This window comes from Croceivirga sp. JEA036, from assembly GCF_011882165.1.
In the GTDB taxonomy this organism is placed as follows: domain Bacteria; phylum Bacteroidota; class Bacteroidia; order Flavobacteriales; family Flavobacteriaceae; genus Croceivirga.
In genome coordinates this window covers 1-19,562 of the sequence record NZ_JAATON010000009.1, presented here as the reverse complement: position 1 = coordinate 19,562, position 19,562 = coordinate 1, and the positions used below count along the sequence as shown (strand labels likewise).

The following is a 19,562-nucleotide window of genomic DNA, read 5'->3' as shown; positions in this document are numbered from 1 at the left end:
AAAATATTTGGAGTAAACCCATAGAAATAAAGAGCATGGACTAGGCAATCATTACAAACCTAAAACACCTTTTTTACAATGTAAATATTTTATATAACGTAAACAATGTATAACATATAAATAGGGAGTCAATACATAACCATAAAAGGGCAAAAAAAACAATAGAAATCATTAGTGAGGGTGTATCCGTAATAAGTGAGAATTTAACATATTTAGATACATATATGTTTAAAGTGACAAATTTGTATACATATAAGTTTAATTAATTAGTGAGGTTGTATCCGTAAAAGGATATGTAATTATTGAATAAAAGTATTCACGCTAAAGGTCATATGACAGTGTTCAAAGAGGTATTCTTTAAATTTTTTAGCTTGGTTTTGGTCTTTAAAGACAGCAGCTTCAGAGATATGGTCTGTAATTACGAGTTCCCCTAGTAGGTATTCAACGAAATAGGTATTGAATTCGGAGAGCAGCACGTAGGATTCTTGGTTGTCCAAGGTGTTGTATGTTAGTGTTTTCGGGTGGGCAATATAGCACAAAAAAACCGCTCGACCTTTAGGTGGAGCGGTAAAAAACAAATTCAACCAAACATCAAAAAGCCCACTCTGGGGCAATAGTTTTATTGATACGTGCTCGTATAAATTTTTCATTGGCACCATAGATTCGCATAATGTATTTACCTTTTGGTAGAAAGTGAATATCTACGATGCCGTTTTGATTGACATCAACTTGATAGGTAACGCCTTTAGTTGTAAATGTTGCGGTGTAGTAATCATTAGAATCAGCGATGAAAATAGTTTGGTATTGTTCATTGTATTCATATTGTTTTGGTTTCTGGTCGAAGGAAAAAGCCAAGATTAAAATAGCTAGAAGGACAAAGGAAAAAATCATTAGGTAACGGTTCATAGTAAATGTTTTAGTTGAACTTAAATTTCATGCTAATGAAAAGGTCAAATAGACTTTTATATGGTAGTTCCACATAAGCTTGCGCGCGTGCCCGTAGGGTGTGGGACTGAACCAATTAAAAGCTTGACCTAGATTTGCAATGAAATTTGTTCACTATAAGCTATGACCGTAACTAAATTTTGTGATTATGCTATTTAGTATATGGTTTAAAACAGACCATCATTAGGAAACAATGAGCTGTTATTCATAGTAAAGCGTTCTAAGACGGATTTGGTTCGCAAAAGGCCATCAAGGTCATCGTTTTTGGTATAGTAGCAAAACACGTCTTTAAGACAGGTAAAAAGGTCTTGCATCTGGTCTTCATCAAAACTTAGATAAAGTTGAATAGTATTAGGTTGTTTATCACTCATCATCCATGGGTATATAGCCGTAATGGGATACAACTTCAATTATGGACTTAAAGTGTTTTTGGGGTAGGGATTCGCGATGTTCTTTTACGAAAAGGCGTATGGTGTCTTTAGGCACATTAGCGAGTTTTTCTACGCACTGCAGGGAGATACATGGATGTTCTACAAACCATGTTCTAAGGTGATGATTTTTATAGCTCATAACACAAATGTACGCTTAAGCGTACATTTAAACAAATAGAATAAAAATAAGGAATCAGGGCATGATTCCTTCATCGGCAAAACTGTAGTACCCTTCTCGTGTAAGTATGATATGGTCTAGAACTTTCATATCCATTAAAGCTGCAGCATCGGCTATTTTTTTAGTTACTTGTTTATCAGCCAAAGAAGGTTTTAGTTTAGAACTTGGATGGTTGTGAAAACACAAAAAAGCCTTACTACTGGTCATTAATGCATTACGTATTATCCTTCGAATACTTACAAGTGTTCCAACTTCTGTACCGACTGAAATGTGGTCAACGTGAACGACTTTATTCGCATTGTTTAGGTGCAATATTTTAAATTCTTCATGGTCATCCATACAGGTATCGAAATGATACCTCATGTAATCTGCTGCATCTTTACTGCAGGTGATATTGGTGGTTAGTTCTTTGGTTCTTCTATAGGTTACAGTTAGTTCACCTACGTAATCTTTAAAGGTTCTAATTCTAGTGAATTTGTTTTGTGTGCTCATAATGTACGGTTTTAACATGGCGCATCAAATGGTCCGAAAGGGAGCAATAAAGCAATGAGCTTGCGATATTGCGTATTGATTCAGGACCAAATTTGCCTAGTTAAAACCTTATGAGCGTAAGGCAAATGGATACAGGTATGAATAGTATTGAATATTAGGGTAGGTAATTGAGCTAAAACAAGCATAGTATTGAACCGATTAGCATAGGAAAGATAAGTGTTTGGAAACAGCTTGATTAAATTGGAATTTGTATGAAATATGCGTATATTGCATATATTAAAAATATACGCGGTATTCCGTATATTGGCAAAAGAATTATACTACTGAAATTAAAACATTAACTCAAAACAACTAAAATTATGAAAATTAAAAAGTATCTGATAGTAGCATTTATTGGATTGGTGGCATTTTCTTGTTCTGATAACACAGATACAGGTGGAGATATTCTGGAAGATGAAGGTAAAGGAGTGGAAAGATTTATTGTTTCATCAGTAACTCAGGTAGTTGCCAATGAATCAAATAGTGGCATTGTAGTTGGTAATATAGAACAAAATAATATTTTAAACATACAGGGATACGTAATGCCGGAATATACAAGTTCTGTTACTGTTACCGCAAGGGTTGCAGCAGATTCAGATGTAGAGTTCAGTTATAATGGAATATCGATTGAAGAGGGTGAAGAATTTTTAATTGAAGAATGGTTTACTGATGGTTCATTTTTTAATCTAATATATGAACCTAAAACATCGGGAGACCTAAATTTAAACATTACTTTCACTAATAGTTTGGGTACTACTTTAACCCTTACACAATATATAAGTGTTGAATAATTAGTATTATAACAAAAAAAGGATGGTAATATTAACCATCCTTTTATAAATAGATATGGTTTTAATTTAAAAAACATATTGAAAATAAAAAGAGACTATATAGTCTCTTTTTATTTGCTATTAAGTTGGGGTTACTATATTAAAAGGTACAACCAAACCCGTATGAAGTATTACATTTATTTCCATTTAAATAGGTTTCTACAGTTACCACATTTCCAACAACATCTACACCTGAACCAGAAGATGGATAAGACAAACCATAACTATTTGGTAGACCAATTTGTATAGTGTTACTTAACCTTCCGTCACTTAATTCAACTTGAAAACTTAGGGTTTGACCAGAGCCTTTTTTATATAAGGTAACATTATCATCATTTACAGTATGCCTTTGTCTATCGTAATAAGCTTCTGTACTATTATAATATGAATTAAACCTATCGTAAATATAACCTAATTCTGGACCGTCTTTTAAAGTATAAGTACCTGTTTGCCATTGATATCTTATACCATTTATAATAATAAACCTTACTAACGCCTCATCCTCTCTATCTCTCATTCTAAAAGGACCTCCATCTAAAGTGAGCAGAACATCATGATGTTTAACACGTTCAACTTCATCGCCATTCGTCCATTCTGGGGATGTCGCGGTATTACTAATTGTCCTTTCAGTAGTAACATAATCAAGGCTAGCAAATTCAATATATGCATCCCTTACAGTAAAAAGAGTAGTGAAATTATCTGATTTTGTATTTCCACTAGTGGAAACAACAGTAAAAGTCAACGTTTGGTCACCGGTACCTGTTGTAGGTGGTTCATTGTAAGTTGCCACAAAACCGCCTGTAGGAACTATAAAAGTCTCGCCTTGATTATAAGTGTTTCCATTATAGGTTAAAACTCCATTTCCAGTAGTGGAAAAAGACATTTCATAGACATAGGCTCCACCACCAAGTTGATTGATGTCAAAATTTACAGTCATATCTGAGCCATAGGAAAAATTATTTGGACCATCAGCGCTAAAGGTGAAATCACTATTATCAAAGTCTATCTGAACGTTATCACTAGCGCTATCAGAGTTCGAACTAGTAACTACAAATTCTATTCTATGATTACCACTAGTTGCTGCAGTATACTCAGCCGTTGTATTTCCTGCAGAAATAACAAAGCTATTACCAGGCTGTATTGTTTGACCATTATAAACCAGTGTTCCTGTTTCGCTTGTATTGTAAATCATTGTGTATGTATCAATTCCAGGAACGGATTCGTTGATATTAAAATTAATATCAATTGGATCTCCTAATAAAGCATTTGTACTTGTACTAGCGGCTGTAAAGGTAAAATCGTTACTATTGAAGTTTATTCTAGCGGTATCGGTCTTCTGTGTACCACTAGAGGATAATACGGTAACCTCTATGTTATGTGCCCCTCCTGAGGTCCCATTATAAATTGCGGATGAAGTTCCTGCAGGAATGGTAAAGGTAGAACCCGGCGTTATAGTGTTTCCGTTATAGGACAAAGTACCCGTTCCAGAAGTACTATAGACAGCGGTATATGTATCGATACCGGAAACGGTCTCTTGAATATTAAAGGTTATACCTACATCCTGACCAACATTAGCGGTGCCCTGTGCCTCTGTAGCCGTAAAGTTATAATCCCTAGAAACCACATTTACCTGAACGGTCTGTGTTCTTTCTAGTCCATTGGCATTTATAACGGTAAAAGTTATGTTGACCGTTCCGACCTCTTGCCCGGTCAAGGTCCAACTAAAGTTGCCCACGCTTGCAGGGTAAAGGTTCCCTGGACTTCGCTGTGCCCCGTTCTGTGCCATGGAGGCATTTTGTCCGGATAAGGCGTACCTTATTTGATAGGTTGAATTACCTACGGATTCACTTATATTGAAATTGACCAGGGTAGTTTCTCCAACGGTTATCGAAGGGTTCTGGGCAGCTGCCGTAAAGGTATACTCCAAGGAATTAAAGTTAATCGATGTGTTCGCCGTTTTCGTTGGTCCATAGCTTGCCGTAGCGGTAACGGTAAGGTTATGCGCTCCCTCGCTTTCACCAATATAGGTAAAGCTTGAAGACCCTCCGTTTACTGTAAAAGGTTCTCCTGCAGTATAGGAATTTCCATTATAACTTATACGACCATTCCCAGTTGTAGCTACTATAATATCATAAGTACCCCCATTTCCACCGATTTCATCAATGTTCAAGTTCACAGGAACACCCTGTCCAATGTTTGAATTATTTCCGGTAGCAACTGCAGAGAAATTAAAGTCCCTACCAGCTACGGTAACAATAACGGTTTCATCTTTTACCGTTCCCCCATTATCGCGTACCACGATGGTTATAGCATGTGAACCCTCTGTGGATGGTGTATATACCCAACTCGATGAACCTGTCCCGATAGGTGTAAACACACCTGGTTGCAATTGTCCGTTCGGACCGCTTAGAAGACCTGACCCTCCTTGTACCGAGTAACTCATTTCATAACTGGCTGATGGGTTGGGTACCACTTGGCTCACATCGATATTGATAGTGCTAGAAGCATCTGCATTTATCTGGCTAGGACTTGCCGCTGCATTCACTACAAAATCAGAATTGCTAACACTAAAATTAGAACTATCGGTACGTACTACGCCATTAGAATCCTGAACGGTAAAGTCCAAAGTATAATCCCCTGTCCTTGTCGGGTTATATATTCCTTGGAAAGAACCCTCGGACACGGTTATGGTCTGCCCCGGTCCATAGGGAACCCCGTTGATACTCAATGTTCCATTTCCACTACTGTCATAGGTCATGGTATAGGATGTTCCGTTATTGGTAGTTCCCGGAACGATATTAAAGTTGATATTGTTGTTCTGTCCCAAGCCTACTTCTGCATTGGCCTCATTGGCGGTAAACTGGAAATTGGTATTGCTGACCACGAAGCTCACTGGAGCTTCTAGTATTTGACCATTACTGTCCCTTAGCATAAAGGTAACTGTATAGTTACCAGGCAGGTCAGGAGTAAAACTAAAGGTTCTACTTCCTGGTGTTGTTTCAAAATAGGTGGACGGCGATATGGAATCTCCATTTTCATATAACGTGCCTGTTCCCCCTGTAACAAAATAATTCATTTCATAGCTCAATCCCCCGGTATTTCCCTGTTCTCCAAGGTTTACGCTTATGGTATTGCTATTGCCCATTATGATTTCGCCATTGGTGGCCGCTGCGGTAAAACTAAGTTGGGCATTAGTTGCCATAATATCTATCTCACTGGTAATACTCTGTCCATAGCTATCGGTGGCAACAAAGGTCAGGATATGCTCCCCTAGGGTATAAGGAGTATATACCAACTTAAATACTCCAGGGGTTACATCATAAGCTGTATTAGGTGGTATTATCTGGTCATCAAGGTCTTTTAATTGGCCGTTACCTTCGTTTTGTTCAAAGCTGATGTTATAATCTATAGAGCTGCCCTCTGGTGCATTGGTAGAGAGGGAAAGATTTATCTCTAAGGGTTGGTTAATCCCACTAGAAGGTGCCGAGGGTTGGCCACTAAAGGAAAATGGAATACTTGTCACGTTGACAAGAATACTATCCCTTTTTACTTGATTATTACTATCGGAGACATCAAAATAAAGCTTCTTTTGACCCAATACGTTAGAGGTAAAAGAATAGGTATAATTTCCTGGTTCTATTTCTCTAGGTTGTCCTGCGGTTTGTGGATTTCCGTTTTCATCCATTAGTGTGCCCACACCTTCAGAATCTGTGGCATAGAAAAATGCAAGGTCATAATCGATTTCATCGCTACTATCAGAGGACTGTAGAGATATACTAACATCAATAGTTTCACCTATTGGCAAGGTATTAGAAGGTGTATTTGCCAATATAAAAAACTGAACATTCTCAACGAGTACAACAATTTGTTGTTCTCTAATAGCACCATCTGGTGCTGTAGCAATAAGGGTAATTACGTGTTCCCCCACCGTGCTTGGAATATAATCAAACTCTAATGTTCCTTCCCCTATGCTTACGTTCTGCCCAGGGTCATAACTTTCACCATTTATAATAAATGTCCCTGTTCCTCCTTCTACTGTAAAACTTAACGTATAGGAAGTGTCTACATCTTCAATGCTTAAGGTTTCATATAACTCGGTATTAGTTTCAGAGACCACCGTAAGATTCAAATCATTTTCTTGATTTACAATAAAACTATTTGCGCCTTTATTAAATAAGGTAGTAAAAGGTGCATAATCTACTTGATAGACAATAACTTCCGTTTTTTCGTTGTCTTTTTGGTCCTTTGCTTTAACCGTTATCCGATGGGTGCCTGTGGTGGTTGGAATATAATTCAAATCCCATAAAAGTTCATCTAATTCTAAGTCCTCGTGTTGTTCTAGGACTTTGCCATTAGGGTCTTGAAAAAAGCCGTCACCTTCCTCTATGACATAATTAAACATGAACTTTGTGGTGGTTATGGTTCGCTCAGGAACAACCCTAAAATCAGTTTTACTTCCTTCGTATATAAAGCCATTATCTTCACTTATAACAGTGAAGTTAAACTCGAAACTATCAAGGATAACATCATCAAAATCCTTGGTACAAGCAAGTAATAACAGTAGGATTCCTATGGTATAGTAGATTTTTTTCATTTTGCTATGGTATTAGTGTTCTATAGAGGTGGATTAATAAAGATAATAGCGAATACTTCCCCCAATAAAGGGGTACATCTTTCCGATGTCAGAATTCACATGATAGTGCTGCTGTCCCTTTATAGCCAAGGATAGGTTTTCTTTAAGTTGAAATTCTATTTCCCCACCTGCAAAACCTCCATAAATGAATTGACTTCTTGCGGTTATTAAGGCTCCAGAAGGAAGCTCGCTCTTCCCGTTATTTATGATTTCGTAGCCGCCAATAGCACCTCCCCCAAGATAAAAGCTAATCGGATTCCGGGTATTAAGTACTGCTATCCTACGGTAATATCCTGGTTGAAATGCAAACACATTATAGGGTATTTCGCTACCTGCATATTCCTCGTTTGAAAAACTAGCAAATATCCCTATTTGGATATAAGAGTAGCGGTTCATATGGAAGTTAAAGGTTGCATTTCCTCCAAAACCATCCTCCACATACCCCCCGGATAGTCCTACGGATGAAGCATAATTCTGTCCTTGGACACTAAGGCCCAACAATAGAATAGTGGTTAATATAAATAGTGTTCTCATGATGTGATATAGTGTCTTGTAGTGGATTTAAAATTTCTTAGGTCTGTTGATTTGATTTCTATCAATTTCCAAAGTGATGTTTCGGTTACCATTGATTTCATCTAGCTGTACCACTAGATTCTTGTTTTTATCTAGGGTAAACTTATCATAGACTAGAAAAAAATGATTGGAAGTATTCCCCTTAACACGTTTAGGTATTTTATACCGATGGTCTGCGGGAAACGGTGTTTTTTGATTGCTGCTACTCTTTCGGTAATTCGTTCCAATACTAGTACGTATAAGTTTTACGTCGTAATCTATGGTTTCCTCATTATCCAATCGAAAAAGAAGGTATAGTTCATCATGGTCATAGTACACCTCCTTTAGCCATAAAAAGATGTTATCCTTCCTTGAAAAGTAACGAACTATCGAACCTTTGTTAAACTGATTGTAATAGCATTTTCTTCTGATGTATTCTTCTTTATCGGACTCATAGAGTTCTTGTGTCAAAGGTTGCTGGTCACCTTGGTAGGTTTGCACATCGCTATCCTCTTTTTTTGGGGAGTGTTCCTTGTAGTAATGCTTTGGGGGTAGAATCGAGTCGTTTTGCTCTGCCATCTCAATGGCTTGTTGCAAATTGGTTCGTTTACCAGGGTTTCCATTTATACTCATAGTCCCCATTTCTGGACGTATGCGAATGGTGGAATTATCCGCACTTGGATCCAGGAAAAGTTGAAAGTCATAAATGGTTCCTTCCTCGGTAATCACCGAATAATTGGTAGATGCTGATTGCTCATTAGAACTCAAACTAAATTGAAGTCCAATAATTAAGTTGCCATATTTACTTCCTTTTTTATCAAAAGGAACTTCCACAAAATTATAAGGGTCTCCTAGAACGGTAAAATCAATCTCACTAGGGAATACTAATAATTTAGTACCATTTTTAGCCAGTCCTATTTTAGTGGATTGAGCAATAACTAAAACGGGTAATAATAGCGCCAACAAAGTGATTTGTATGTAGTGCGTTTTCATAGCAGTTATTTAATATTGGTCAAGACAACTTGATGGTCATTTACTAATAATATCTTATCCTTTTGTTTGTAGTTCTTTCTTCGAAATAATTGGGAGATACTACGGCCGATACTTCTACCTATACGTCCTGTTTCCCTTGTTGCTTCAATGGAAACATCCCGCATTACATCTTCTTGAACATCATTAGAGGCCTCTGCCCATAATTCACCTGCCCGTTTGCTTCGTATGCCCTCCAAACCATCGGTGATGTCTTTAGCTTTTAAAGCGATAGAGACATGGTTGATATTATTAATTTGCAACAGTACTCTGTTTTGATTTATGGAAGCTATAGCGTAAACAATAGTGTTTTTAGGTACTAGCTTCCCTTTATAATTGAAATCTTCAGTAATGATAAGTTCCACTTGGTCACCGGGAAGAATAAATTGGTCACGGTAGACCGCTGCTTTTACGGATAACGCCATGGGCTGTGACATTTGATTATCACCTCCTCCAAGGTAAAGTTCTCTTTGTTTTTTATTAGCCTCTAATATCTGAGCTCGCCGTTCGGCCTCCGTAAGGGCAGTTTCTCCAGAGGTAGAGAGTTTAAGATTATTACTGTTTTGTTCCTTCCCCATATCCCATAAACTTTCATCAGTAGAAATGCGAACTGTATTTTTTTTGACGGGTTGCTTTTTTTCTTCTTCTTCCAAAAGCTTAGTCATATCAAGGATACGCTGGGCTTTGCTTTCTTCCTTATCGGTATTAAAAGGGTCAGAAACAATCAGGGTATCGCGCTTGCGTTCTTTTTCGTAAAAGGCTTTTCTATCCGTTTTATTTAAAGTATCTAGGGTAATGGTAAAATCTCTTGCTTTATCCTGGATAGCTTCCTCTTTGGTGTTTTCTTGGATATCATTACCCTTAAAAGATTGCAACCATAATAAGAGTCCCCCTCCTAATACGGTCATAGCTATAACTAGATATAGTTTCTTTTGGTGTTCGGTAAGATTTTTCATAGTTCCTTGTATTTTATCGTCTCCACTTCGCTGAATTCCAACACCTCTAAATCCCTGACGTAAAACCCAGTAAAGTTGCTAAATTCATAACTTTTCTGCATAATTTTTCCGACAGTAACCACCTTTTTTACGATGATATCATTTGTTCTAAGGGTTTTTAAAGTTCCCGATAGTTTGAATGTTGGAACCTCCTTAGTATAGTCTATGGTGATATGTTCTTCTTCTACCTCAAAAATAACAGAATAATCTCCAGCTATTAAATTGGAATAGTAGCCTTTAGATTCTAAAAGTCGAAACAAAACATCTACTGAGGCATCCCCCATTTCTCTTGCCATCTTTTTATTACGCTCTATAAAGCGAATATTAGGTTCCATACTCCATAAATAGTTATGAAAAAGCTCTAGAAAACCCTTGTGAGCAACCTCCAGAGGTCTTTGAAAATCATCTTCAAGCTGCGCCTTTATAATCGAACCATTTACGGCTACATATATTTCTTGTCGTTTCTTATCATTAGACTCCTTTAGTGCCGAGCGGTAAATAAACATGGCAGCTACCGATACGATAATGCACACCGTGGCGGACACCATAGCTCCTATGGTAAATAATTTTTCTTTGGTTGCTATATTGTTTAATATCAACATGATAATATTTTTTTAGTATGATTATTAACCTAGTCCTTTAGTCATTATTTTTCTGGCCGCCATAGCTGCAGCTGCAGCTGCTTTTTTAGAACCACCAACACCGCTATTAGCCTTAGCTATTCCCCATTTAACCATAGAGGGAACAAACAGATAAGAAACCCCTAACAAGGCAAAAAAGAATATCCCTAGCCACATCTGAAAATTTTGGTCGCCAATGGTAAGTATTTCACCGGGTACAATAGGTTTAAATGCTTTATCTAATACTTGTAATCCTAAATAATCAATGAGCATTAACATGGGAATAAACATGGCTGTTTCCAACAGTTTTAAAACCCAATCGAGCCATTGAAATTCATTGCCTGGAAGAAAGCTTATACTAATACTCAACGGACCAAAAAACACCAGTACTACAAAACGCAACATCGCTTTAATCTTTAAAAAAATATAGATAAGCATGGAAACCATCGATACAATATTCATCAACTGACTTGTAATTAATACTTCCAATTGATTACGCATTATTTGATTCATATAAGCTACAGTGATATTAAAAAAACCGATGTCTGATTCATCTGGAATATCTGGGGTTTTAAATATTTTCAGATACATTTTATGATTGGAAGCATAGGAAACTGATTGGTCGGCACTAGCGGAAAGCTCCACAAAGAACTTTACAATCATTTCGTATTCAAACAAAAGAAGGGTTAAAGGCAGCCAAGACACATAACCCCACCAATCCGAAGGGTTTTGATATAAATTTCTAGCTATTTTAGCCAGAACTAGTATAAAGGCCACATATTTAAAAGTTTCCATTACAGGCCCTGCAACTTCAATAGCAAGTTTTATTTGTTCCCAAATAAAACTGTTGAAATAATCCTTTATAGTTAAAATGAAACTCTCCATACCAATCCTTAGTTTTCCCCGAAGAAACGATTCGCTGTTTTTCTGTTATCGTTCAACATTTTCAGTTGTTCTTGGTAGCTTCTTATTTTGGAAATGTTGGAAGATATATTCTCTATAGTCAATTTAAGGAGTTCTTGACGCTCTCCAGCTGGGATTATCTTATCATTAGAGGCTAATAATTGCTTGGTTTGTTTCCAAGCGCTAACGGTGTTCTCAACTATTCCCACCACCCTGTCATTGTATACCTCATAATCACTAGGTTTTAAATGCTCTACAGCACCAAGAAAATCTACAAAATCCCTAGCGGCTTGTATCATGTTTTCCTTTACCTGTTCTAAATCACGCAATTGATAATCTACTATAACACTTGCAGGAGCTTTTTTATACGTTTCAATTTCCTCTGTTTTGAGTTGGTCTGTATGTGCTAATATTTTGTTCTGCTGGCGAATCAAATCAAGCAATACCTGTTGATTTTTCACCATTTGGGTTAGTAACTTATTATGAGCCATGAGTTGAGAATTCACTTTAACCAGTTGAATATTGGCTTTGACTAATTGCGCATTAGCTGTTGCATCTACTACAGCAAACTGTGCATGTGCTAGTACTGGAAGAACCAATAAGCTTACAAGGGATATGAGTCGTATTTGTTTCATATGATAGTATTAGAATGAATTAATTACCGGCGAAGGCTTTAGCAGTTTGTTTCATACTGTGATAGTTAGCATCAATCTGAGCTAAGCGTTCTTTTTCTGTAGGACTACTTTCATAAATAGCAGCTTCTTCCCTAGAGGTTTCTATGCCAAAGGTGTGCAAGTGTTCTTTTGCGTATATCACAGCTATTTCCTTAGCTTTAATACCTTGTGGCATGTTTCGATGTAATCCGAATATCCGATTGGCTTGGGAATCGGTTATACCAAGGATATCCCTTACGTACTCAGCCTTTCCCTTATAGGTGCTTAAATCCGATATCAATCCAATTTCGGAGTTGTTGATAACGGTATTTTTTATAATCGGTGATTTAAAGAAATCCTCTATGTCCTGCGAGGTGAATATCGTTGAACCATTTTGGGAGCGTACCGTTTTAATGGTGTCTAGAATAAAATTAGCCAGTACAGGCTTATCCATAGCGGTCCAAGATTCATCATAGTGAAGGAACTTAATCCATTTCAAAAGTTCTGGATTGTATAACTTTTCTTTATACAGATTGGTTAATAAAAACGTAGTATTGGTGAAGAGTTTTGGGTCATCCTTCAATTCCTTTATCTGAAAGGTAATGTAACGTTGGTGCATGAGCTCCGCTAGGCGCTCATCTCTGTTATTCAAAAGGTAATCGTAAACACCACCTTTATAGTACTCTCTTAAAAGAAATATGATTTCATTGAGTTTTATACTTCTCTCAATACCATTGTCTTTAACGTAGCTCGGAGCATATGCTTTAAAGAAGTCAAAAAAGCTATTAAAACAAAGGTCATGATTTACGTTTTTATAGTAAGCTGCTACCGTTGCGGAAAAGATGCCGAAGAGTATTTCCCCCGAATATTCCTCTCCGGCACTTTCCAAAAGATTACATAAGAAATAGGCTAGAAAAACCCGTTTCGAATTGATTTCTTCTTCATTTCCACTTGATAAAAGGAAAGGATTAAAACCTATTTTCTCATACATGGAGACTTTAAAGAAAACCCCATTATGGTATTTGGTCGCACGTTCAAAAGAACTGGAACCATCTATATTGAAAATATGATGTCCCATTTCGTATTGATGATTCAGTATACTATTCCAACTATAAGATTTACCCGAACCTGACTTTCCGACCCCCCAAGCATTTAAATTGGTAATGGTTTTGTTCTTGTAAGGGGTGGTAAAAAAATCCCAATATATGGGATTACCACTAGCCACATCGATAACCCTTTGACCAAAGGGTGCGTTTCCCTTGGAGTAATCTTCAAAATAAGCAAGGGAAACGGCAGCCCCACTAGTTAATGGCATGTATAAATCATTAGGCAACCCTATAGCGTTACCTGGGCAGCTTGCAAAGTATAAATCGTGCAGGTCAACTGTATTTTCCCGTAAATCAAGCTTAAAATTATCAGGACGGGTATAGGTCCCATCAAGCAACCCTATATTGACATGAGAAAAAATAAATTTCTGACCTTTTTCAATAACCTCGGAAACAAATTCCGAGGTATCATTCATAAAGATATCATTACCTGTGGTTTCTAAATTCTTAGGTTTTTTAACCTCCTCATCCCCTGCTATGGCTTTAATGGGATTAAATCGGTGGGTGTAGTTAAATATGCGATTTAACTTTTTCTGCATTTCTTCCAAGGCCCTTTCTTGGTCGGGAACGAAAAAGTATTGGTTAAGTACATGGTCCTTATCATATTCAAGACCAAGGGGGCTTATAAGACTTTTAGCAATTGGCTTTCCGTTTACTTCTTTCTCTGGAGAATTAGAGCTAGACTGCAGTACATCTGTCAGTTGTTCATTATTCTGTAAGGTATAAAAACGAAGCTCACGTCCCCCTATAAGAATACTATTGTCTTTAAATATTTTATCTCTCCCCTTGGTTGTTGGGTCGAAATCTTTAAACATACCTAAAAGGCCGTTTACGTCTTGTTCTTTTCCAATATAATCCTCTGCTTTAAGTTCTTTTGCATTAAAATGTTTGTTTTGCAGCATACGAGTAATGGTATCACGCTTACTCATAAAAACATCCAATTCCTTTTTAGTTATATAGTCTTTTTCAATAGCTTTTCCTGTTTTTTTCCGGTATAGGAAAGCATTGGTATTGGATGCGGAATAGGCTATATAATTGGATGGAACCTTGGTAATAAATAGATATGAAAATTGCTTTCGTACCTTTCTACCTGTAAAATGAATGCGATTATAACGCTGCATAGCGCTTTCATTAACTAAAGGTTCAGGATTGTAATTATCTTGATTAAAAAACCAATCTTGCTTGTGTATCAAATAGTCTTTTTCCAAAACAGAAAAAATACTTTCCAATACCTCAGACATTTGTTCAATAACTCCAATATCTTTCTGGTATATAGCAGGATAAGAAACCTTAAACCCATAAGATAAACATCCTTTTTCCTTAGATATTAGAACATCCGATTCAATGCCATGGATAGGCAAAGTTTCATCCTTTATCAATAATGCTTTGTTCATTTGGGATGATTTTTAATGAATGGTATTTAACCGTTGATGGCTTTTTTTTATTGATGCTGGTTTTTTTAAAATTACGTACCCGATTCCTTCTATCGCGCAATTTGAAAATGAACAGGAATAAAGGAAAGGACATAAAAATCAATAAGACCGTTAGGGTATTTGCTCCAAATAAAAAGAAGGAAAGAGCGATAAATCCTCCTTGACTGGCCATGTATTGCATCGCAATGGTACGCTCCATTCCAAAAAGCTTCGCATTGCGTTGTAAAGTCTTATAAATTTTATAAGTCTTCATAGGTTATGCTATTCCAAAAACCTCTTTAGCTAATGCTATAGAAACCCCTGCTATAAATACGATAAGCGCCCATCTTCCTGCATTAAAACCAATATTATCACCTCGACGTTCTGTGATTAACATGGTTACAGCTAGGATTAGAGCGGAAAAGAAAAGTAAGTATTCGATAATACTAACAAAGCTTTGTGCGATAGAGCCGAGACCCGATTCCATTTCGCTGAAAAAATTCTGAAGTTCTTGCATTATAATTTTTATAAATGGTTACAGGCCAAATATAAAAATTAAAATCAATAAAAAACTAGAATACTATAAATTTTATATAAAATAAAGTATTCTTTATATATTATACTTTTTTGCTTCTAGCTTGTTTTTTGCCTTCCGACTTTTGTTTTAGGGTGTTTTTTTGCACTACTTCATTCCAATCCTTAAAACCCTTTCCTTTAAAATTTGCCTTTTCTATTTTAATATTAGAATTGGATAGAATTGGAATATTGCGCACTAGAGAGCTAGAAAGTCGCATGGTAACATCCTTCATTTTACCTACAGATGGGAAGACTAAATTTAAACGGTTATTGGAGTTATGAATGTGAATCATACCATTCTCCCTCTTGGCCAATGCGTTTTCATTAAAGTGGTCTTGGATATTAAAAAACCACTGCTGAACGGCTTGATTTGTGGTTTGGTTAGTACAATGAAAACGAAGACAGGGTTTTCCATCAATATTATCTAAGGTAAAGAACTCCTGTACGCCGACCGATGTAGAGGGATGCCTATCCTCTAAAACTTTATTTATCATGGACAGGTCGTATTGAAAGCCTTGATGGTCTCTGTCAAAAGCCAGAACAAGGGAATATTCCTCAGGATGGAGCCCTTCAGCTGAAATACATTGGTATAACCAACCTTGACGGGAAGGATAGAAATTGCCGTTAGTAGAAAAGTACCAAGTATTTTGATTGTCCTTTGGGTTGAGCTGAAAATGGGAAAGCGCATCTATAGCGGATTCACAAACCACAATTTTATTTACTGTCTCAGGTTTATTGGAATGCCAAAGCATTTCGTCTCTGCCAAGGCAAAGGTTGTTATTGGTACGGGCTGCAGTCTTGACTTCTGCTCCTTTTATTTCATTGGTTTGAATATCGAACTTAGGAAACAAGGTATTGGTAAAAACAATAGGCCCTGTTTCTGTTTCTACGGTATGCTCATAGAGCATTATAGTCTCAACAAACAAAGGGGACATGATAACGTCATTTTCAATCTTTCGATGGGTTTCCAAATAATGTTCTGCTTCGGCTAGTATCGTCTGGCTTATATCTCTTAAGTTATGGAGCTCATCCAATTGAAGAGGCATACTTTTCGAACCATTTCTGTTTTTAGTTGTAATGGCAAAATCTTCATGCTTTTTCCATTCTTCCACTTGACTTCTATAGTGATAGCGGTTTAAAAAAGATATGGCATCATGCGTTTTTTTGCTCTTCAAACGGTTAGCGATGAATTGGATAACATCTCCCGAGTCGTTGGTATAGGTACGGTTATCGTACCTGAAATATCCATAACTCTTTCCTTCCTTATCAGTATCATAAAGCAATATGCGCTGTCTCCCCCTTGTTTGTTCTTCAATATGCAGCTGTATGGAGTTGGAACCTTTTCCTTTGTCTAGTTCTACCTTGGTTATACCTAATGCTTCCCGTATAGGATTTCTAGTTTGCAATAGGGTCTTTATATCAAATAATTCGTTGATTCTAGTATAAACAGACATAAATAGAAGGTTAATTGTATTGATAAACTTTTCCTATGGTATCGTAGATGTTGAGTTTGAATTCTTTTCCTGCGTTTTTAATATTTGCTCTATCCTCAGACCAATGAACCCCTTTTGGCTTTATAATGCGGAAATTACGTTCGGATAATAGGTGTTTAGAGGCTAGAACCAAAAGCCCCTTTAGTACATTAGCAATTAGGGCTACCTCAATGATAAAGACGGGTACTCCCGTTAAATCCTTACCTGCCTTGATAAGGATTAGGTTTTTTATACTGTTTTGGTCAAGGTCCTTTTCGATGCTTGTCTTTAGGTCTTTCAATCGGCTTATAAATAGCTCACTATCCTTGCTCTGTGGAACGCTTAATTTTAAATAGCCTGTTTTCTTCTTTAAATCTACATTGGCATGAACGCTTAGATATTCTATATCGCGCTGATATCCGTCCAAATGGTCCGGGAAAGCCAGAAAGGTTTGTACAATTGACTTGGCACCACAAATTAAGGAAATCGTTTTAGCCTTATTGGTATTAAATTCTCCTTTAAAAACAAGGTAAAAATAGTCCGTCTTCATTCGCGATTTAAAGGCTATCATCTCCCTAAAAGAATCAAAAACAACAGCTTCTGTGGTTGAAATCGAAGGATTGGAAAAATAGATGCTTCGACCAAGGTCAGAAAAACTAATAGTTTGTTCAGTTTGCTTGGCCTTGTCATAACTTACTACCCCTAATATGTTATGTTGCCTACCAGGAGTCACATCTTCATCCATAAAGAAAAAATACAAATGGGAATCGGATTCAAGAGCATTATTTAGGGTAAGGTCTTTACAAGAACCATACTCCTGCAATAGAATGCGATAAAGATTAAAATGTTGTACTGGAGAAAGTTCTACATCAAAATGAAGCTGGGATAAATCAATATTATTTTCCCTTAAAAATAGGGCTATTCTGTCTCCTTCGTTGAACTCGCTAGAATTTTCAGCATTATAGTAAAAGGTAATCACATCAATCAGATTACCGTCCCATTCTGCCGATGGGGAACAAAACCGCAAAGCGTTGCTTCCCATAGGCTGGTATAGGAATAAATGATTATCCCCATTTTTATGGAAATGCATAAAAAAACGAGATTGTAAGGTCTCCCCCTCCTTAAAGCCCAAAAGAGCCATTATATCTTTAACAATCATAAACTAAAGAATACTTTATCTTTTTAAAAAATTATATTATTCTATATTTACACAAATATACTAAAACATTTGGCATGAAAAACGATAGGATTCAGTTCGTCATTACCTTACTGGCTGCGGCAACCTTAGCAATGTCCTTGTATTTTAGAGTCGCTTTCGATAGCGGGATAACACAATGGATTCAAGAACCCCCACTTCTTAAAACAATAGTGACCTATCTCATTTCAAAGGGCATGGGTGAAAAAAATCTAAAACTGGTCATTATTGTAGCCCCTGTATTGGCCGCCTATCTTTATCGTTTCTATTCCGATAGAAAGATAAACGTAAAAAAAACACTGGCCTTTACTATAATTGGATTATTAATTATACTCTATCCCTTCAAAAATTTAGTACATCTACCTGTCCTTGTTGGTATGCCCCTTATCATAGTTGGGTTTCTCTTATATATAAGGTCATTGATGCGCCTCTCAATTTGGTTTTTTAGTAAACGATTAGAACAGGATCAATTCAATCAAAAAAACCAGAGCTTTCCACAAACCACACGTAAGTATGAAGGGAAGTATAATTTTGCTTTGGAATACGATTTCTATCTAAATGGTAAAAAAAGAACAGGTCAACTCAACTTTGTAAATATATTTCGTTCGGTTTTTGTTTGGGGTATTATGGGATCTGGTAAAACCTTCTCATTTATCAGTCCAATCATCTATGAGTTGATACAAAAGGATTTCTCCATGATGGTATACGACCTTAAATTTCCGTCCTTATCCTCTAAGGTCTATGGGTACTATCAAACAGCAGCACCTAAAGAGCTTGATTTTTATCAGATTTGCACAACCGATATGCGTTATAGTCATCGCTGTAATCCTATTGCACCCAGATATATTCCTAGTATCACGGAAATTGAAAAAATATGCGATAATGTGATGACCAATCTTAAAAGACCAGATGAAAGTGAAAGTGCTTTTTTTAAAGGAACTGCTATGGGGCTATTTGTTGGATTGGTCGCCCTTTCCAAAGAAATGGAAGAAAAACACGGATTAGAGGTCTGTTCCCTTCCTCATGTGAGCATATTAGCCTCCGTTAAAGCTAAATACCTATTGCCTTTACTATTAGCCAAAAAAGACATTATTATGAAGGTATCATCCCTTAGGGATGCTTTTGAAGGAGGGGCTGCAATGGAGCAACTTGTAGGTATCACAGCTTCCTTACAAGAAAAACTATCAAGGTTGTATCAACTCGACGCCTTTTATATATTTTCAGGTAGTGGTGACTTTTCGTTGGACCTAAACCAACCCGACCAAAAAAAAGTAGTTACCGTAGGCTGTGACAAGGATAAAGCGGAAGTAATGGCTCCGTATCTATCTATGATTGTAGAGACCGTAGGAAAGGAAGCCAACAAACCAAATAAAGCCCCTTTTGCGGCTATATTGGATGAGCTTAGTTCATTTTATTATGGTGGATTAGTAGATTATCTAGAAAGTGGTCGTGAAAACCTTTGTGCCCTAGTTGCAGGCATTCAAGGTATGGAACAATTAGA

The 19,562-nt window shown here is 36.8% G+C and carries 19 protein-coding genes; 2 read left to right on the top strand and 17 right to left on the bottom strand.

Annotated elements, in window-relative coordinates; all coding sequences use genetic code 11:
- Nucleotides 1-299: 299 nt before the first annotated feature.
- From HCO57_RS16010 to HCO57_RS15990, 5 genes are all read right to left on the bottom strand, one after another.
- Entirely contained in the window at nucleotides 300-497 is a 198-nt protein-coding gene (locus tag HCO57_RS16010; RefSeq protein WP_136951938.1) for a hypothetical protein, read from the bottom strand.
- Nucleotides 498-591: 94 nt separating this feature from the next.
- Nucleotides 592-906, bottom strand: coding sequence for a hypothetical protein (locus HCO57_RS16005; protein WP_167989861.1), 315 nt, complete (start codon nucleotides 904-906; stop codon nucleotides 592-594).
- A gap of 206 nt (nucleotides 907-1,112) precedes the next feature.
- Entirely contained in the window at nucleotides 1,113-1,316 is a 204-nt protein-coding gene (locus tag HCO57_RS16000; protein ID WP_136951936.1) for a hypothetical protein, read from the bottom strand.
- Nucleotides 1,309-1,515: a hypothetical protein gene (locus tag HCO57_RS15995; protein ID WP_136951935.1), complete on the bottom strand. Its 207-nt coding sequence runs from the start codon at nucleotides 1,513-1,515 to the stop codon at nucleotides 1,309-1,311. Before HCO57_RS15995 ends, HCO57_RS16000 begins: the two co-directional genes overlap by 8 nt.
- 54 nt (nucleotides 1,516-1,569) lie before the next feature.
- On the bottom strand, nucleotides 1,570-2,046 hold the full coding sequence (locus tag HCO57_RS15990) for a RadC family protein (RefSeq protein ID WP_167989859.1): 477 nt from the start codon (nucleotides 2,044-2,046) through the stop codon (nucleotides 1,570-1,572).
- A 359-nt stretch (nucleotides 2,047-2,405) separates the two neighbouring features.
- On the opposite strand from HCO57_RS15990, the gene HCO57_RS15985 reads away from it, so the two are divergent.
- Nucleotides 2,406-2,876, top strand: coding sequence for a hypothetical protein (locus tag HCO57_RS15985; protein WP_167989858.1), 471 nt, complete (start codon nucleotides 2,406-2,408; stop codon nucleotides 2,874-2,876).
- A gap of 139 nt (nucleotides 2,877-3,015) precedes the next feature.
- On the opposite strand, the gene HCO57_RS15980 is transcribed toward HCO57_RS15985, so the two are convergent.
- The 12 genes from HCO57_RS15980 to HCO57_RS15925 all read right to left on the bottom strand — a co-directional run bounded on the left by HCO57_RS15980 (nucleotide 3,016) and on the right by HCO57_RS15925 (nucleotide 18,025).
- Nucleotides 3,016-7,509, bottom strand: coding sequence for a TraQ conjugal transfer family protein (locus tag HCO57_RS15980; protein ID WP_167989857.1), 4,494 nt, complete (start codon nucleotides 7,507-7,509; stop codon nucleotides 3,016-3,018).
- A 33-nt stretch (nucleotides 7,510-7,542) separates the two neighbouring features.
- Nucleotides 7,543-8,082, bottom strand: a complete 540-nt coding sequence (locus tag HCO57_RS15975) for a conjugal transfer protein TraO (RefSeq protein ID WP_167989856.1) — start codon at nucleotides 8,080-8,082, stop codon at nucleotides 7,543-7,545.
- A 27-nt stretch (nucleotides 8,083-8,109) separates the two neighbouring features.
- Nucleotides 8,110-9,093, bottom strand: coding sequence for a DUF4138 domain-containing protein (locus HCO57_RS15970; RefSeq protein WP_167989855.1), 984 nt, complete (start codon nucleotides 9,091-9,093; stop codon nucleotides 8,110-8,112).
- Nucleotides 9,094-9,098: 5 nt separating this feature from the next.
- Entirely contained in the window at nucleotides 9,099-10,085 is a 987-nt protein-coding gene (gene traM, locus HCO57_RS15965) for a conjugative transposon protein TraM (protein WP_167989854.1), read from the bottom strand.
- Nucleotides 10,082-10,726, bottom strand: a complete 645-nt coding sequence (locus tag HCO57_RS15960; protein WP_167989853.1) for a hypothetical protein — start codon at nucleotides 10,724-10,726, stop codon at nucleotides 10,082-10,084. Before HCO57_RS15960 ends, traM begins: the two co-directional genes overlap by 4 nt.
- A gap of 24 nt (nucleotides 10,727-10,750) precedes the next feature.
- Entirely contained in the window at nucleotides 10,751-11,629 is an 879-nt protein-coding gene (locus HCO57_RS15955) for a hypothetical protein (protein WP_136951927.1), read from the bottom strand.
- A gap of 8 nt (nucleotides 11,630-11,637) precedes the next feature.
- Nucleotides 11,638-12,282, bottom strand: coding sequence for a hypothetical protein (locus tag HCO57_RS15950; protein WP_136951926.1), 645 nt, complete (start codon nucleotides 12,280-12,282; stop codon nucleotides 11,638-11,640).
- Nucleotides 12,283-12,301: 19 nt separating this feature from the next.
- A complete protein-coding gene (locus HCO57_RS15945) occupies nucleotides 12,302-14,800 on the bottom strand; it encodes a hypothetical protein (protein WP_167989852.1) in 2,499 nt (832 codons plus the stop codon).
- The gene (locus tag HCO57_RS15940; RefSeq protein ID WP_136951924.1) at nucleotides 14,772-15,092 is read right to left on the bottom strand and encodes a hypothetical protein; all 321 of its coding nucleotides are present in this window, start codon (nucleotides 15,090-15,092) and stop codon (nucleotides 14,772-14,774) included. The genes HCO57_RS15945 and HCO57_RS15940 overlap by 29 nt, the downstream gene beginning before the upstream one ends.
- 3 nt (nucleotides 15,093-15,095) lie before the next feature.
- Entirely contained in the window at nucleotides 15,096-15,335 is a 240-nt protein-coding gene (locus HCO57_RS15935) for a hypothetical protein (RefSeq protein WP_167989851.1), read from the bottom strand.
- A gap of 100 nt (nucleotides 15,336-15,435) precedes the next feature.
- On the bottom strand, nucleotides 15,436-16,848 hold the full coding sequence (locus tag HCO57_RS15930) for a toprim domain-containing protein (RefSeq protein ID WP_167989850.1): 1,413 nt from the start codon (nucleotides 16,846-16,848) through the stop codon (nucleotides 15,436-15,438).
- 10 nt (nucleotides 16,849-16,858) lie between these two features.
- Nucleotides 16,859-18,025, bottom strand: coding sequence for a hypothetical protein (locus tag HCO57_RS15925; protein WP_167989849.1), 1,167 nt, complete (start codon nucleotides 18,023-18,025; stop codon nucleotides 16,859-16,861).
- A gap of 74 nt (nucleotides 18,026-18,099) precedes the next feature.
- Between HCO57_RS15925 and HCO57_RS15920 the strand changes: the two genes are divergently transcribed.
- Nucleotides 18,100-19,562: type IV secretory system conjugative DNA transfer family protein (locus HCO57_RS15920; RefSeq protein ID WP_167989848.1), on the top strand; the 1,463-nt coding region annotated here is incomplete at its 3' end.